The sequence below is a fragment of the Gordonia sp. AC31 genome (assembly GCF_031844505.1).
GTDB lineage: Bacteria > Actinomycetota > Actinomycetes > Mycobacteriales > Mycobacteriaceae > Gordonia > Gordonia hongkongensis.
Map to the genome: position 1 here is coordinate 98,024 of NZ_JAUZVK010000005.1, position 15,381 is coordinate 113,404.

The 15,381-nt window shown below is 69.2% G+C and carries 9 protein-coding genes and 1 pseudogene; 6 read left to right on the forward strand and 4 right to left on the reverse strand.

What is annotated here, in order from left to right; all coding sequences use genetic code 11:
• Positions 1-24 precede the first annotated feature (24 nt).
• The gene (locus tag Q9R39_RS08005) at positions 25-1,461 is read left to right on the forward strand and encodes a CHAD domain-containing protein (RefSeq protein WP_254859637.1); all 1,437 of its coding nucleotides are present in this window, start codon (positions 25-27) and stop codon (positions 1,459-1,461) included.
• A gap of 8 nt (positions 1,462-1,469) precedes the next feature.
• On the opposite strand, the pseudogene Q9R39_RS24740 reads toward Q9R39_RS08005, so the two are convergent.
• Positions 1,470-2,897: pseudogene (locus Q9R39_RS24740) on the reverse strand (Mur ligase family protein).
• A 278-nt stretch (positions 2,898-3,175) separates the two neighbouring features.
• On the opposite strand from Q9R39_RS24740, the gene Q9R39_RS08025 reads away from it, so the two are divergent.
• The 5 genes from Q9R39_RS08025 to Q9R39_RS08045 all read left to right on the forward strand — a co-directional run bounded on the left by Q9R39_RS08025 (position 3,176) and on the right by Q9R39_RS08045 (position 8,429).
• Complete coding sequence (locus tag Q9R39_RS08025) at positions 3,176-4,192, forward strand: ferritin-like domain-containing protein (RefSeq protein ID WP_311277303.1); 1,017 nt, start codon at positions 3,176-3,178, stop codon at positions 4,190-4,192.
• Positions 4,193-4,385: 193 nt separating this feature from the next.
• Entirely contained in the window at positions 4,386-4,829 is a 444-nt protein-coding gene (locus tag Q9R39_RS08030; RefSeq protein ID WP_058249784.1) for a Fur family transcriptional regulator, read from the forward strand.
• Between the two features lie 46 nt (positions 4,830-4,875).
• On the forward strand, positions 4,876-7,101 hold the full coding sequence (katG, locus tag Q9R39_RS08035) for a catalase/peroxidase HPI (RefSeq protein WP_311277304.1): 2,226 nt from the start codon (positions 4,876-4,878) through the stop codon (positions 7,099-7,101).
• A gap of 101 nt (positions 7,102-7,202) precedes the next feature.
• Entirely contained in the window at positions 7,203-7,682 is a 480-nt protein-coding gene (locus Q9R39_RS08040; RefSeq protein WP_058249782.1) for a DUF2231 domain-containing protein, read from the forward strand.
• A 57-nt stretch (positions 7,683-7,739) separates the two neighbouring features.
• Entirely contained in the window at positions 7,740-8,429 is a 690-nt protein-coding gene (locus Q9R39_RS08045) for a response regulator transcription factor (RefSeq protein ID WP_004019147.1), read from the forward strand.
• Here the strand turns inward: Q9R39_RS08045 and Q9R39_RS08050 are convergent.
• From Q9R39_RS08050 to Q9R39_RS08060, 3 genes are all read right to left on the reverse strand, one after another.
• Positions 8,390-9,826: a HAMP domain-containing sensor histidine kinase gene (locus Q9R39_RS08050; RefSeq protein ID WP_058249781.1), complete on the reverse strand. Its 1,437-nt coding sequence runs from the start codon at positions 9,824-9,826 to the stop codon at positions 8,390-8,392. The genes Q9R39_RS08045 and Q9R39_RS08050 overlap by 40 nt on opposite strands.
• A complete protein-coding gene (locus tag Q9R39_RS08055; protein ID WP_058249780.1) occupies positions 9,808-14,061 on the reverse strand; it encodes an AMP-binding protein in 4,254 nt (1,417 codons plus the stop codon). The genes Q9R39_RS08050 and Q9R39_RS08055 overlap by 19 nt, the downstream gene beginning before the upstream one ends.
• Positions 14,062-14,205: 144 nt before the next feature.
• Complete coding sequence (locus Q9R39_RS08060; protein WP_058249952.1) at positions 14,206-15,294, reverse strand: alpha/beta hydrolase family protein; 1,089 nt, start codon at positions 15,292-15,294, stop codon at positions 14,206-14,208.
• Between the last annotated feature and the right edge of the window lie 87 nt (positions 15,295-15,381).

Genomic DNA, 15,381 nt, shown 5'->3' on the forward strand with positions numbered 1-15,381 from the left:
CACAGCGAGAGTGAGGAGCGAGGAGTGCACACCGACACCACCCGCGCGGACACTTGGGATTTCGGTCTGGACAGCGCCATCCCCGACCTCGGAGACCCCGGCGACGTCGAGATCACGTCGACGGATTTCAGCGACACGTACTACGACACCGAGGACCGGGACCTGCTCGCGCACGGCACCACGGTCGTCTACGTCGACGGGGACGACGGGGACGAGCGTCCGGCCGGCTGGCGGGTCGTCACCCCCTCCCCCGGTGAGGTCATCACCGAACGAATCGACGCCCCCTCGACGGCCGTTCCGCCGACGATCGCCGATGCCCTCTGGGGGCTGAGCGGCGGCAAACCGCTTCGCGTCGCGGCGATCGTCCACACGCACCGAACCCGCCACCGCCATCTCGACGCGAACGGTGAGACGGATTACGAGGTGATCGACGACACCGTCTCCGCCACCTCCGCCGGCCCGGTCGCCACCGCCACGTCCTGGCGCGAGGTCGCGGTGCGCTCCGCGTCGTCGGATGCGGTGCCCAAGGGTGTACGCAAACGGGTGGTCGGGGCCGGCGCGCGTCCGGCGTCGGCGTCGTCGACGTACGAGCGCGCCATCGGTCACGAGGCACCGCACCGAGCCGGCTCGGCGTCGCCGGCCGCTGCTGCCGCACTGGACTACGTACACGAGCAGATCGCGACCATCTTCGCCGGCGATGTCGCGCTGCGTCGCGGTGAGAACCCGGTGCACGGCGTTCGCGTCGCCATCCGCCGTCTCCGGAGCACGCTGCGGACCGCGGCACCGCTGTTCGAGCCGAGCGACCTCGTGGGACTCGACGACGAACTGCGGTGGTTCGCAGGGGTTCTCGGCGAGGTGCGCGACCGGGAGGTCCTGCGCGCACGATTCGCCACTGCCCTCGCCGAACTGCCCGACGAGCTGGTGCTCGGACCGGTGGCGGCCCGGATCGAGGAGGAACTCTCCGCTCAGCAGCATCACCATCGAGAGAACGTCGCCGCCGAGATGACATCGGACCGGTATCGTCGGCTGCTGTCGACCCTCACGACCTGGAACGAGGCAGTCCCGCTCGTCGACGACCAGATCTCGAAGAAGCAGGTCCGTCAGATCGCCACCCGCGCGGCGCGCAAGGCGGACAAGCGGTTGGAGCAAGCCCTCGCCTCCGGGCACGGAGAAGATCTGCATCGGGCGCGCAAGGCGGCCAAGCGGGCCCGTTACGCCGGTGAGCTGGCCACGCCCGTCGTCGGGTCGATCGGTCGTGCGCAGGCCAAGCGCTACAAGAAGATCCAGACCGTCCTGGGGGAACACCAGGATGCCGCCGTTGCCGCCCGCGCCCTGCGGGAACTGGGCGCTGCCGCGGGAATCCGCAAGGGCGAGAACGGTTTCACCTACGGAATCCTGTATCAGCGCGAGCTCCATGCGGCCGCCGCGGCCCGCGACGCCGTTCTGTCCGGCAAGAAGTGATCGCCCGTTCAGTTCGACGTGTCGAGGACCGCGCGCCGTAACTCGGTGTGATTGTCGAAGAACGACGTCTCGGTCCCGTACCTGCGGAAGGTGTCGCTGCCCCGGCCGGTGATCACGACCACGTCGCGGTCACCGGCCATGGACGTGGCCGTCGAGAATGCGCTCCGCCGGTCGGGTTTCTCGATGACGACCGCCGACGCTTCCCGGTGCGCGCCGCGCAGCACACTGGCCCTGATCTCGCCGGGGTCCTCGTCCTCGGGGCTCTCGTCGGTGACGATCACGACGTCCGCGTAACGCGCCGCGACCTGTCCCGGGGAACATCGCGTGTTGTCCCGCCGTGTTGTGCATGTAGTCCACGATCGCGCGATACGGCTGTCCGGCATGCACGGGTTCGCACCGTCCGGCGATGCCGGTCACCGAGGAGACGCCCTCGGTCGCAGCGGCGAGGTCGACGCCGTCTGCCACCACGGCGGTGAGCGCCAGTAGAGCGTTGCCGACCTGGTGAGGCCCCAGCACCTGCAGCCCGACGCGGGATCGCCCGTGTGGCGTGTGGACGGTGAACTCGGCGCCGAGACGCCCGGCCCGGATGTCGGTGGCGACGACGTCGGCGTCCGTGCGGCGAGTCGAGCACGTCCAGGTCTCCGTCGTGGTCCCGGCAGCCAGACGCACACCCCAGTGGTCGTCGATGTCGACCACTGCGATCTGCGTCCGCTCAGGCGTGAACATCGCGGCCTTGGTCGCGAAGTAGCCCTCCATCGACTCGTGATAGTCGAGATGGTCGTCGGACAGGTTGGTGAACGCCATCACGCGGAATGCGATGCCGTCGACCCTTCCCTGATCGATCGCATGCGAGGAGACCTCCATCGCGCAGCAGGTGACGCCGTGGCGTCGGAAGGTCGCCAGGGTCCGCTGCAGCATGGGCGCCTCCGGTGTCGTGCGGGCGGGGACGACGTCGTACCCGGGGCCCGGATCCGCGCACCGGAGATGAGCCCGCCCGCCTCCCCCGTCGCCGCGAGGGCCGCATCGACGAAGTGGGTCGTGCTGGTCTTGCCGTTCGTGCCGGTGACACCGAAGATCCGCAGATCACGTGACGGTTCACCGTGGAACCACGAGGTCAGCGGCCCCATGATGCGGCGAGGTTCGTCGACGACCAGAGAAGGCAGGACCGACGACGGGCGGTCGCTGATCACGAGGACGGCACCGGCCGCGGCCACGTCCCGCTCGAAGTCGAGTCCGTGCCAGCGGCGGCCCGGGATGGCCAGATACGCGTCCCCGGGACGGATCGTGCGGGAATCGTCGTCGATGTCGCGGACCACCGTCGACCCGGCTGTGAGGTCGCCGAGGATGGCGGTGTCGAGGTGGTCGGCGATCTGCGCGATCGTCACTCCGGATCCCAGGTCGGGGTCCGCCTGGCGAACACTCCGCTCCGGGTCCATCGCCGCGAGGTACCCGTGACGAGGGCGAATCCAAACCTCGACGTACGGTCCGGCCGGGCCCGACGTAGGCCCACTACCACACAAATCTCCGCAAACAGTCAGAGCGCACGCCCCATCGGCTGTTGTGACGCGCCTCACAATACGTAGAACCCGCTGTGGCTCAACGTTTTCGAGTCCGCGTGCCGGGTTGATTCACACCGGGGTGTTACATCTGCCGTCGTCGTGGCAACACTCGGGGTGTAGCCGATCCAACCCGTTCAAGAGGGGAGCAAGAACCGATGACCGTTTCCACCACCACCGTTCACCAGCAACTTCGCGCGATCCTCGCGTTGACGCACACCGAGATCCAGATCGCCGAGACCCGGCAGGCCCAGGCCCGAACCGATGCGATCCGCAAGGAACTGGCCCAGAACGCCGAGAACGCCCGCGAGCGCGCACTCACCATCGAGAACGCCCTGCGTGACCGCGGCGGACTCGTCGATGTCGTCCGGCCGGTACTCGGCCGTGTCGGTGCCGTGGCCAAGACATTGGCCGAGCAGACTCAACCGCTCGACGAGGCCCTGCTCGACGACCTTGCACTAGAGCAGCGACTCGTGGCACGCGCCACATATCTCAAGGCCCTTGCCACCGGCCAGGAGGACCAGGCACTCGTCGGCTTGGCCGACAAGCTCATCGATGCCCACACGGCGACCGTCCACTGGCTCACGACGGTTCTCGCCGAAGAGGCTCTCGGCGGCCCGGCCGCCCTGCGTCGCGGCCCGTCGCAGTGGGCGAGCGGCCTCGCCGCGCGCGCCTTGACCGCCCCGGCGCTCGGCGCATCGTGGGCGATCGACCGCACCGCCGAGTTCGCCCGCCAGCTCCCCGACCCCGTGGAGACCCTGCGCAGCCGGTTCGGACGAGCAGTCGACGACGCGACCGAGACCGCCTCGCGAGCCGGTGACGCCGTCGGCAACGCCGGTGCCGCGGTGTCGAAGACCGTGGCCGCCGGTCGTGACGCCGCACTCGGGGCAGTCGAGGACAGCGCCCGTGACAGCGGCGCCGAGGGTGCCGCCGACGCGCTCCACCAGCTCCGCGAGATCACCGGAACCGTTGAGGCGGAAGACCTCCCGATCGAGGGTTATGTCGACCTCAACGTCACCGACGCGGTGGCCGCGGTCAAGGAGTTGACCAAGCCGGCCGACCTGCGGGTCACCCTCGCCTACGAGGAGGCACACAAGAACCGCCAGCGCGTGGTCTCCGCGATCGAGATCCGCTTCGCCGAGATCGCCAAGGACCTGGTCGGCATCGACAGCTGATCTGCCGGACCGACCGACCCCGACGGCCGCCATCGACCCGATGGCGGCCGTCGGCCTGTCGGAAGCATCTACAGATGTCGCGAAACGTGGCGCCAGCCGCAACGACACACGACAACTGGCGCCGGCCCCACCCACTCCTGTACGAATTTGGATCAGATCCAGAAAAACCGTGCGAAGTGGCGGTGACACCCCTATGGTGGGGGACGTGGCATCGACATCGGACCATGCCCAGCAACTCCGGGCCGCAGATCTTCGTGTCACCCAGCCTCGGGTGACGGTGATGGCCGCCGTCGACAAGCACCCGCATGCCGACACGGACACCATCTATCACGCGGTACGCGAAACCCTGCCCACCGTCTCACGTCAGGCCGTCTACGATGTGCTGCACGCCCTGACCGAGCGCGGGCTCATCCGCCGCATCCAACCCTCGGGTTCGGTGTCGCGCTACGAGTTTCGCACCGGAGACAATCACCACCACGTCGTCTGCCGCGCCTGCGGTGTCATCGCCGACGTGGATTGTGCAATCGGGGAAGCCCCATGCCTGACCCCCTCGGAAGACCACGGTTTCGCACTCGACGAGGCCGAGGTCATCTTCTGGGGCCTGTGCCCCGATTGCCTCAGCAAGGCCCCGACCTGATCACCTCCCGTGATCGCAGCCTGTCAGTCCCCTCGAAAGGAATGTCGTGACCTCCGACAGCCGCCCGCCCAACTCCGACGCCGACACCGCAAGTGCCAGCGAGAGCGAGAACCCGGCGATCCCCTCGCCGAAGCCGAAAGCGCATGCGCCGCTGACCAACAAGGACTGGTGGCCCGAGCAGATCGACCTCTCGATCCTGCACGCCCATTCCTCGCTGTCCAACCCGCTCGGTGAGGACTTCGACTACGCAACGGAATTCGAGAAGCTCGACGTCGAGGCCCTGAAGGCCGACCTGGTCTCGCTGATGACGACGTCGCAGGACTGGTGGCCCGCCGACTACGGCCACTACGGTGGCCTGTTCATCCGTATGAGCTGGCACGCCGCCGGTACCTACCGCATCTTCGACGGCCGCGGTGGCGGCGGTCAGGGCGCTCAGCGGTTCGCCCCGCTGAACAGCTGGCCGGACAACGCCAACCTGGACAAGGCCCGTCGTCTGCTCTGGCCCATCAAGCAGAAGTACGGCACCAAGCTTTCCTGGGCCGACCTGCTGGTGTTCGCGGGCAACGTCGCACTGGAGTCCATGGGCTTCAAGACCTTCGGCTTCGGCTTCGGCCGCGAGGACATCTGGGAGCCCGAGGAGGTGTTCTGGGGCCCGGAAGACGCCTGGCTCGGCACCGACAAGCGCTACTCCGGCGAACGTGAGCTCGCCCAGCCCCTCGGCGCCACCACGATGGGTCTCATCTACGTCAATCCCGAAGGCCCCGAAGGCAAGCCGGACCCAATCGCCGCCGCCGAGGACATCCGCGAGACCTTCGGTCGCATGGCGATGAACGACGAGGAGACGGCCGCACTCATCATCGGCGGCCACAGCTTCGGCAAGACCCACGGCGCCGGCGACGCCGACCTGATTGGGCCCGAGCCCGAGGGCGCCCCGATCGAGCAGCAGGGGCTGGGCTGGAAGTCGGGTTACGGCAAGGGCAAGGCCGAGGACACGATCACCAGTGGTCTCGAGGTCGTCTGGACGTCCACCCCGACCCAGTGGGGCAACGGGTTCCTCCAGAACCTCTACGGTTACGAGTGGGAGCTCACCAAGAGCCCCGCGGGGGCCTGGCAGTACGTCGCGAAAGACGGTGCGGGAGCGGGCACGATCCCCGATCCGTTCGGCGGTCCCGGTCGCGCCCCCACGATGCTGGTGACCGACGTCGCGCTGCGTGAGTCGCCGATCTACGCCGACATCACCCGTCGGTGGCTCGACCATCCCGAGGAGCTCGCCGAGGCCTTCGCCAAGGCGTGGTACAAGCTGCTGCACCGCGACATGGGTCCGGTCAGCCGTTACCTCGGCCCGTGGGTTCCCGAGCCGCAGATCTGGCAGGACCCGGTGCCCGCGGTCGATCACGAACTGATCGACGCCGACGACATTGCCTCTCTCAAGGGCACGTTGCTCGACGCGCTGTCCCCGACGCAGCTCATCAAGACCGCGTGGGCGTCGGCGGCCAGCTTCCGCAGCACCGACAAGCGGGGCGGTGCCAACGGCGCGCGCATCCGTCTCGAGCCGCAGAAGAACTGGGAGATCAACGAGCCCGGTGAACTCGCCAAGGTGCTGCCGGTACTCGAGCAGGTCCAGAAGGACTTCAACGACTCGGCATCGGGCGGCAAGAAGGTCTCGCTCGCCGACATCATCATCCTCGGCGGTGCGGCGGCGATCGAGAAGGCCGCCGAGGCAGCCGGTTTCCCGGTCACCGTGCCGTTCACCCCCGGCCGTACGGACGCCTCGCAGGAGAGCACCGACGTCGACTCGTTCGAGGTCCTCGAACCGCGCGCCGACGGGTTCCGCAACTTCAGCAAGGACGGCGAGAAGACTCCGCTGGAGTCGCTGCTCCTCGACCGTGCCTACATGCTGGACCTCACCGCGCCGGAGCTGACCGTCCTCGTCGGTGGTCTCCGCGTGCTCGACACCAATTACGGTGGCAGCAAGCACGGCGTGTTCACCGACCGGCCCGGCGTCCTGTCGACGGACTTCTTCCGCAACATCATCGACATGAACACCGAGTGGAAGAGCGGTTCCGACGAGAACGTCTACGAGGGAACCGACCGCGCCACCGGCGAGAAGAAGTGGACGGCAACGGCTGCCGACCTCGTGTTCGGCTCGCACTCGCAGCTGCGCGCACTCTCCGAGGTCTACGCGCAGGACGACTCGGCGGAGCGCTTCGTCAACGACTTCGTCAAGGCGTGGGTGAAGGTCTCGAACAACGATCGGTTCGATCTAGCCTGATCAGCCACGGCCGTCACAACACAGAACACCCCGCGGGCCCGTTGCCCGCGGGGTGTTCCGCATTCAGCAGCCCTTCAACTCGGCCGAGCTAGGTTCACGGTGTGGACACCATCAACGGGCTCCCCCTTCACCCACTCCTCGTGCACCTGGTCGTGGTCCTCGTTCCCCTGACCGCACTGATGGCGATCGCAGGTGTGGTGTGGCCGGCCGCGCGTCGTCGGCTCGGCATCCTCACCCCGCTCGTCGCGCTGGGCACCCTCGTCGCGGTCCCGCTGACCACCTCCGCGGGCGAATCGCTGGAGGAACAGGTGCCCGCGAGTGCGGCGGTCGAACGTCATGCAGGCCTCGGTGACCAGCTGATCTACTGGGTCGGACCTCTCTTCGCCCTGACCGTGCTGTGGTGGGCTGTGCACGACGACCGGTTGCTCACCGCCGTCCGCACGAGGGTGTCCAGAACGACGATCCCGACGAGCCGACCCGTCGTCATCGCTCTCGGCGCGCTGCTCGTCGTCGTGGGCGTGGTGTCGGTGATCATGGTGTACCGCATCGGCGAGAGCGGGGCACGCGCCGTCTGGACATGAGACGCGCGGGGTCGACGGGTCCGCGGGCTGCGACCCCAGCCGGTGATACTGGGACGCATGCGCGTGCTGGTGATCGAGGACGACCCGCGGGCCGCCGAGACCCTCCGCCGCACCCTGGCGGCCGAGGGCTGGACGGTCGACACCGCCGACAACGGGGTCGACGGCGTCGAGTGCGCCTGCACTCGGACCTACGACGTGATCGTCAGCGACATCATGATGCCGCGCCTCAACGGGTACGAGGTCGTCCGCGAGCTCCGCAGGCGCGCCGTGTGGACGCCGGTTCTGATGCTCACCGCGAAGGACGGCGAATACGACGAGGCGGACGCCTTCGACCTCGGTGCCGACGACTATCTCGTCAAACCGTTCTCCTTCGTCGTGCTGTCGGCCCGCCTCCGGGCGCTGGTGAGACGCGGTGCGCCCGAGCGTCCCGCCGTGCTCCGTGCTGGTTCGCTCACCCTCGACCCCGCAACGCGGGAGGTCCGGCGCGGCGACACCCCGATCCGCCTCACCGCCCGTGAGTTCGCCGTGCTCGAGTTCCTGATGCGGCACAAGGGAACAGTCGTCAGCAAGACCGAGATCCTGCAATCGGTGTGGGACGCGCACTACCGGGGCGACGACAACATCGTCGAGGTGTACGTCGGCTATCTGCGCCGGCGCATCGACACCCCGTTCGGTTGTCGAACCATCGAAACCGTCCGGGGCGCAGGCTATCTCCTCGCCGGTGACGGCGGGGGCCCGCTGTCATGAGGTGTCGTGCGCGGTAGCGACAGCTCGATGGCGAACCCGTCGCCCCCGGTGTCGGCGACCGCGACCGTCCCGCCGTGCGCGTGCACGATCTCGGCCACTATCGACAGGCCGAGACCCGTCCCGCCGCCGCGTTCACGAGCTGTGTCCAGGCGGACGAACCGGTCGAAGATCCGATCCCGGTCCTCGTCAGGAACGCCGACACCGTCGTCGGCGACGGTCACCGCCACCCGCTCCGGTCCGACTGCCATCGTGACACTGACCGCGCCGTGGGCGTGCCGGGTCGCGTTGTCGCCGAGGTTCCGCAACGCTCGCGCGAGTTGTCGCCGGTCGCCGGTCACCCGCACCGGGAGAACCGTGGCGTCGACGTCGAGTTCGGTCGTCAGGTCGAGCCGGGTCACCTCGTCGTTGACGATGTCGTCGAGATCCACGTCCTCGAACTCGGGGCGCAGCCCGTACTCATCGGCGCGCGCGAGCAGCAGCAGGTCGTCGATCAGGTCTCGAAGGCGGTATGCCTCGGGGAGCAGAAGCGTCGACACCGAATCGTCGTCGATGGGCTCGCCGGTCCGGTCGGCCAGTTCGAGCAGTCCGATGATGGTGACGAGCGGGCTCCGCAGCTCGTGCGACGAATCACCGACGAAACGGAGCTGCTGGTCACGAGCGAATGCGAGCCGGTCCAGCATCTCGTTCATCGTCTCGGCGAGGGTCGCGATCTCATCTCCGGTGTCGGGGACGGGCACCCGACGGGCGACGCCCGCACGGGAGATGTCGGCGACTTCGGCGCGGATGGACTCGACCGGACGCAGCGCTCGCCGTAGCAGCTGATCGGTCGCGATGACGGCCGCCGCGAGAATGATCGGGAACACCACGCACAGCACGGCGAACACCGTCCACACAGTGGCGTGGATGCTGCCCTCCCCGGCTCCGACCACCACCGTGACGAGGTCACCGGACACCTCGGCACCCTGGACGGTCGCGCGATACTCGGTGTCGCTCCCGGGGAATGCGGCGTCGATCACGTGGCTCATACCGGCCCGGCCCGCGGGCGGGACGAGCGCCCGGTCCTGCTCGACACCGGGCGTGGCGGCGAGCACGTCGCCGTTGCGACCGACGATCTGGACGATGTCGACGGCCTCCGTCCGTTCCAGCAGCGACGGATCGAGTCCGGCGACGCCCGACCGCGACATCGCGTCGACGATCTCTCCGCTGCGTGCGGCGGTCGCGCCGTCGGCGGCGGTGTTCAACGAGTGGTACAGGACGAACAGCACGATCGCGCCGGCGATCAGCAGTGCGGTGAACAGCATCGCCGCGCCGACGACCGTCAGTCGCATGCGAACGCTGGCCGCCCGGAATCGCCGTCGGCGGTCGGGCACCGCGAGTGTCACACCCGGCGCACGCACGCGACGACCTCGGCGAGGACCTGCTCGACCCGGGATTGCGCGAGGGCGGAGGCCGCACCGGTCACCAGGATCTGCAGCTCCCCCTGCGCGGTCGGCGAGCCCTCGATCTGCAGCATCCATCGCGTGATCCGCGGTGGGAACACGTACAGATGACCACCCGCGCTCGGCCGGGTGATCGTCGGGACCCAGCCCAGGAGAACCGGAACCGGGAAGAGGCGGCCGTCGACGACCGGGCGTCCCAGTGCGTCCAGCACGTCTTCCATCGGCCCCGTCGCCGCGCCGATGCACCGGCGGGTCCGCTCCACCGAGTCGCGCGCATCCTCTCGGGCGTCCAGCGGCGTCATCGCGGAGATCACGAAGTCCCCCACGGTGTCCCCGGCACCCACCGGCCGCGTCGACGCCGCGGTGGCCGCCATCACCCGATCTTGTCCGGTCAGCCTCGCCAACGCCTCGGACACCGATCGACCGAACGCCTCGAACGGGGTCATGCCCTGCTCGGACGCGCCGGCACGGAACCGTGCGTAGACGTCGGCGTCGACGAGAGCCCGGCGACGAACCGCCGTGGACTGCGCGTAGGAGACGGGGTCCAGCCCGTCTAGGGTGAAGGAGTCCGCGGACGGTTCGCCGAGCAGTCGGTGCCACGACCGGTCGTCCATGTCGTCGTCAGTGTGTGGTGCGGGCGGCGAGATCGGTTGCACCGCCGAGACATCTACCCCACGGGCGATCAGGTCCGCCTCTCGGGCCAGTGTTCCGAGCGAGTGACCGTCGACCGCGATGTGATGGAACACCGCGACCGCGGCCATCACACCGCCGCCGGCATCCGCCAGGATCCGCACGCAGAACGGCGGCGCGGTCCGGACATCGAGCGACGCCGACATCTGTTCGGCGTGTGCGCGTAGGCTCTCGCGTCCCGGGTTCGGGTCTGGGTCCGAAACCACCTGCACGGCAACATCGACCGCTGCGTCAGCGCCGCCGGCCAGCGCCCGCTGGACCGGCCCGGCGGGGGTGTCCGGATAGCTCGACCGCAGGGCGGGGTGCCGATCGGCCAACGCGCGGAGCAAGTCTCGCAATTCGGGAGCGGTGGGCCGCCCGGTCTCGGGTGGAACCCATCCGACGCGGACCAGCTGCCCGTGCGGGTGTCCCGGTGCGCGTTCGACCGTCCGTTCTGCGGACGTGAGCGGACGATCGTCGGCCGGTGCGGCCGGTCGCCGTACGATGACGTCCGGGCGCACCGGCTCGACCATCCGCTCGGCCAGCGTCTCCAGGTCGGGCGCGGTGAGCACGTCGTCGGGCCCGATCTCGGAATGTCCTGCCGCGATCAGCGATCCGACGACCCGCATGACCGCCAGGGAGTCGCCGCCCTGCTCGAGGAAGCCGGCGAACAGATCGACGTCATCAGTACCCAGCGCCTCGCCCACGACCCGAACCAGCAGGGTCTCGTGCGAGCCGACGGGTCCGCGCGCCGACCGGCGACCGGGGAGCGGGTGGTCCGCCAGCTTTCCGACGTCGAGCTTGCCGTTGCCGGTACGGGGTAGCGCGTCGATGCCGATGACGAGCGCGGGCACCATGTACGACGGCAAGACACCGGCGACCGCGCGACGCAGCCCGGGTGCGTCGACATCCGTTCCGGTGCCCTGCGGCACGACGAATGACACCAGCGCGGTACGGCCCGATGGCAACTCGCGCAGAATCGTCGCGGAACTCCGCACGTCGGTGCATCGTCCGAGCGCAGCGTCGATCTCAGCGAGTTCGATTCGCAAGCCCCGCAGGGTGATCTGTCCGTCGCGGCGTCCGAGCAGTCGGATCTCACCGGCCTCGGTCCACTGGGCCAGGTCGCCGGTCCGGTACATCCCCTCCTCGGCCGAGAACGTGCTCTGCACGAAGGCCTCCGCAGTGGACGCCGAATCGTCGAGATAGCCGTCGGCCAATTGCGGTCCCGCACAGTGGAGCGTGCCGATCGCCCCGGGAGGTTGTGGCCGGCCGAGGCGATCCAGGACCGCCTCGTCGACTCCGACCATCGGCGGGCCCACAGTGATCGCCTCGCCCGGCAGCAGCGGAGCGGAGATGTTGATGCTGCACCGGGCTTCGGTGGGTCCGTACGCATTCCGCAGCCGGACGCGACCCGACCAGCGGTCGACCACCCGCGGCGACGGCGGTTCGCCACCGATGATCACCTGCACCAGATCGTCGGCCAGATCCAGGGGCAGGGTGTCGAGGACCGACGGCGTGACGATGAGGTGACTGACGCGATGCCGTCGGATCAGCTGTGCCAGTGCATCACCGCCGGGTGCCGACCTGGGCGCGACGACAACGGTCGCCCCACAGACGACCCCGCACAGCATCTCGACGATCCCGGTGTCGAAGGTCGGGGACGACGCGTGCAGGATGCGTGACCCGGGTGTCAGAGCGTACGTCTGTCGGATCTCCGCGATCAGGGCGGGCAGGCCGCGGTGGGGCATGATCACGCCCTTGGGCGTTCCGGTGGAACCCGACGTGAACAGCAGGTAGGCGGCATCGTCGGGCCCGCGTTCCAAACCCGGCCACCGATCGGCGATCGGGGAGCCGGGGTCGTCGTGTTCGAGGTCGAGCCACCGGATCGAGCCCGGGCGTGGGGCGCCCGGCACGCACAATCCGACCTTGGCGCCGGAGCGATCGAGCAGATCCCTCGTTCTCGCGTCCGGTGCGAACGGATCGCCGACCGGCACCCATACGCCGCCCGCACACAGCACCGACCAGAACGCGACGACGGAGGTCGCCGACCGCTCGATGGACACCGCCACCCGGTCGCCGGCCCCGACCCCGGCTTCCAGGAGCAGGCGGGTTCCGCGAGTCACCCGGCGCTCGAACTCGCGCCGGGACACCGACACCTCACCGTCGATGATCGCCACGGCCGCCGGATCCGACGACCAGTGGTCCTCCAGGTGACTCACGGTCGGCGTGAAGGCCGGTGCCGGTGGACCGCTCCGGCACCGGAACCGCTCCCACTCGCCGTCGACGAACACCGAATCGTCCGGAATCCGGGGGCCCCCGTCCAGTTCGCGCAGAGTGGCGGTCAGATGCCGGTCGAAGCGTCGGGCGAGAGTGGCCAGCGCGTCGGTGCCGAAAACCGCGGCCGGGGCTTCCCAGGTGACCGCCCGGCGGCCGTTCTGATCGGCGGGGTGCAGAGTCACCGCGACGTCGGAGATCGGTCCGGTCCGCATCACCTCGAGTCCCCAGTGCAAGCCGTCGACAGCGGGCGGTTCGAAGCCCGGCAGGAGGTTGACCACCGCACCGAACCCGCTGAGCCCGTGCTGCTTTCGCAGCATGTCCTCGCGATGGTGGCGCTGGTGACGCAGTGCCTCGATCAGTGCCGACGACACGTCGACGAGGGCCTGCCCGGCCTCGCGGTCCCCGATTCCGTCGAGGCGCAACGGCACGACGTTGGAGACGGGCTGCACCGCCCTAAGACGTGCCGCCGAGGTACGTGCGGCGACCGGGAGACTCAGCCCCACGTCGGGGGTGTCGAGGAGCCGGGCGCACAGGCCCGCGAACGCGGTGACGAACTCGGCCGACGATGCGGTCCGCGGACTTCTCAGGGTTTCGGTGACGCGCACGATCGACGACGTGAAATGCGGGACGGAACCGGCCAGCAGGGACGGCGCGAGGCCGTCGAGCCGTCGGTCCCAGTGTTGTTCGTCGGCCTGTCGGCGTCGCGAGTCGCGGTACCGCTCCTCTTCGGCCTCGAGTTCGAGGTCGTCGGCGAGGCGCAACTCGTCCGGCCGCGCCGTACCCGCGTAGACAGCGGCGATGTGCGCCATCACCCGCAGGACGCCGGCGCCGTCGGTGAGCACGTGATGCACCCGCACGACCCACCGGTGGGAGTCGGGGGCGAGAACGTGCAGTTCGCTGCGGAACAACGGCAGTCCGAGGTCGGCACCGGCGGGGTCATCGAGGAAATCCTGCGCTCGCGAGTCGCTCGCCGCCGCCGGATCGGCACACGTGGACAGGTCGACGCATTCCACCGGGTCCAGTCCGGAACCGGCTGAGTGCAGGGGGTGCGGATGACCGTCGGCCGGCGAGCGATCCGGGCTCAGACGTACGTCGTACCAGCCGACGTGGTCGAGCACGGCACCGGCCGTGCGATGCAGTCGTTCGGCGTCGAGCCGGCCGCTCAGGGTCAGGCCGAACGCGACGACATGCGAGACCTCGGGATGCAGCAGTTGCGAGAGCCACAGGCCGCGCCGGGTCACGGTCATCGCGGATCGCCCCCTGGGCCTCGTCGGGTGGAGCCGTGCCCGGAGATCACGCCCCGGCCGTAGGTGCGCCGAGTTGAACGGACGCTGAAATGCGAGGTCCAGCGGTCGACGACGACCGCCGTCCGCGGTGCATCTCCCGCGGCGTCACGCGCCGAGCGCGCGGGCGAACATCGGCCAGGACTCATGCATCTGGTCCTCCCAGTACCCCCAGGAATGCGTACCGGTCGCCGGGAGCCGGACGACGGCCGGGATGCGCAGCGCGGCGAGGCGGTTTGCCATCGTCACCGTGCACGATCGTGCGGTCGCTTCGGCAAATCCGCCGGCCGCGACCTGTTCGGCGAGCTCCCCCACGTTGCCGGCGATCCGCCGGTCGGACAGATTGTCGTGCGCACCGGGCAATCCGGTCGCCGCACTGATCCACAGGGCAGGGGTGCGACGCCCGAACTTGTAGGCGTTGATCACCGGATCCTGGGCTGCCCACTGCGGGTCCCCGGGCGGGCCGTACATGTTGCTGGCGTCGGCGAGTCCGGGGACGAACACCACGTTGCGCAACAGCAACTGCCCGGTGGGCGACGCGGTGTCGGCGCATCCCGAGTAGGAGCCCACCGCCCGGTAGAACCCCGGGTGGTTCTCGGCGATCCGCAGCACCGCCGTACCCGCCATCGAGATCCCCGCGACACCGCGCGAGCGTCCCGGGCCGGATCGTCCCCCGTGGGCATTCTCGAAGGCGGCGGGCAGCTCCGAGGTCAGAAAGGTCTCCCACCGCAGGGGCCGCGACGTCTTCACGCCGAACCGGAAGTTCGCGGCCGGGTCGACGCGGCGCCAGTCGGCGTAGTAGCTCGCGGCACCGCCGATCGGGGTCACGGTCCACACGTTCTTGTTGGCATAGAACGCGTTGGCGTCGGTGGCGTGCGTCCAGTCGTCGTTGTCCTCGCCACCGGACGATCCGCTGAGCAGGTACATCACCGGTGCGGCCTGGTTCCGGTTCGCGGGCGTCTGGACCAGCGACGGGACCTGGGTCTGCATCGACCGTGACCACACCGACACCACGAGATTGCGGGGCGACACCCAGGTCTCCCGGTATGGCGCGCCGGCCGTCGCCTTGGCGTATCGGACACCGGTGAGGGTGTCCGCCGCCGCGGTTCCCGCCGAGGGCACGAGCACACCCGCCACGCCCATCACCATGGACAGGACGGCGACGCCGACGACCACGACATTCGGCAAGCGAGACATCCGCGGCTCCTCGAGTTCGTACCGAATCATCAACGACTCGGTCCCGTCATCGTATGCACACCGCTCTGTACCCAGGACCGTTCGGGT

Coding starts and splice junctions, on each gene's coding strand:
- Q9R39_RS08025 (WP_311277303.1), top strand. CDS start 3,176: ATGACCGTTTCCACCACCACCGTTCACCAGCAACTTCGCGCGATCCTC.
- Q9R39_RS08030 (WP_058249784.1), top strand. CDS start 4,386: ATGGTGGGGGACGTGGCATCGACATCGGACCATGCCCAGCAACTCCGG.
- Q9R39_RS08045 (WP_004019147.1), top strand. CDS start 7,740: ATGCGCGTGCTGGTGATCGAGGACGACCCGCGGGCCGCCGAGACCCTC.
- Q9R39_RS08055 (WP_058249780.1), bottom strand. CDS start 14,061: ATGACCGTGACCCGGCGCGGCCTGTGGCTCTCGCAACTGCTGCATCCC.
- Q9R39_RS08060 (WP_058249952.1), bottom strand. CDS start 15,294: ATGTCTCGCTTGCCGAATGTCGTGGTCGTCGGCGTCGCCGTCCTGTCC.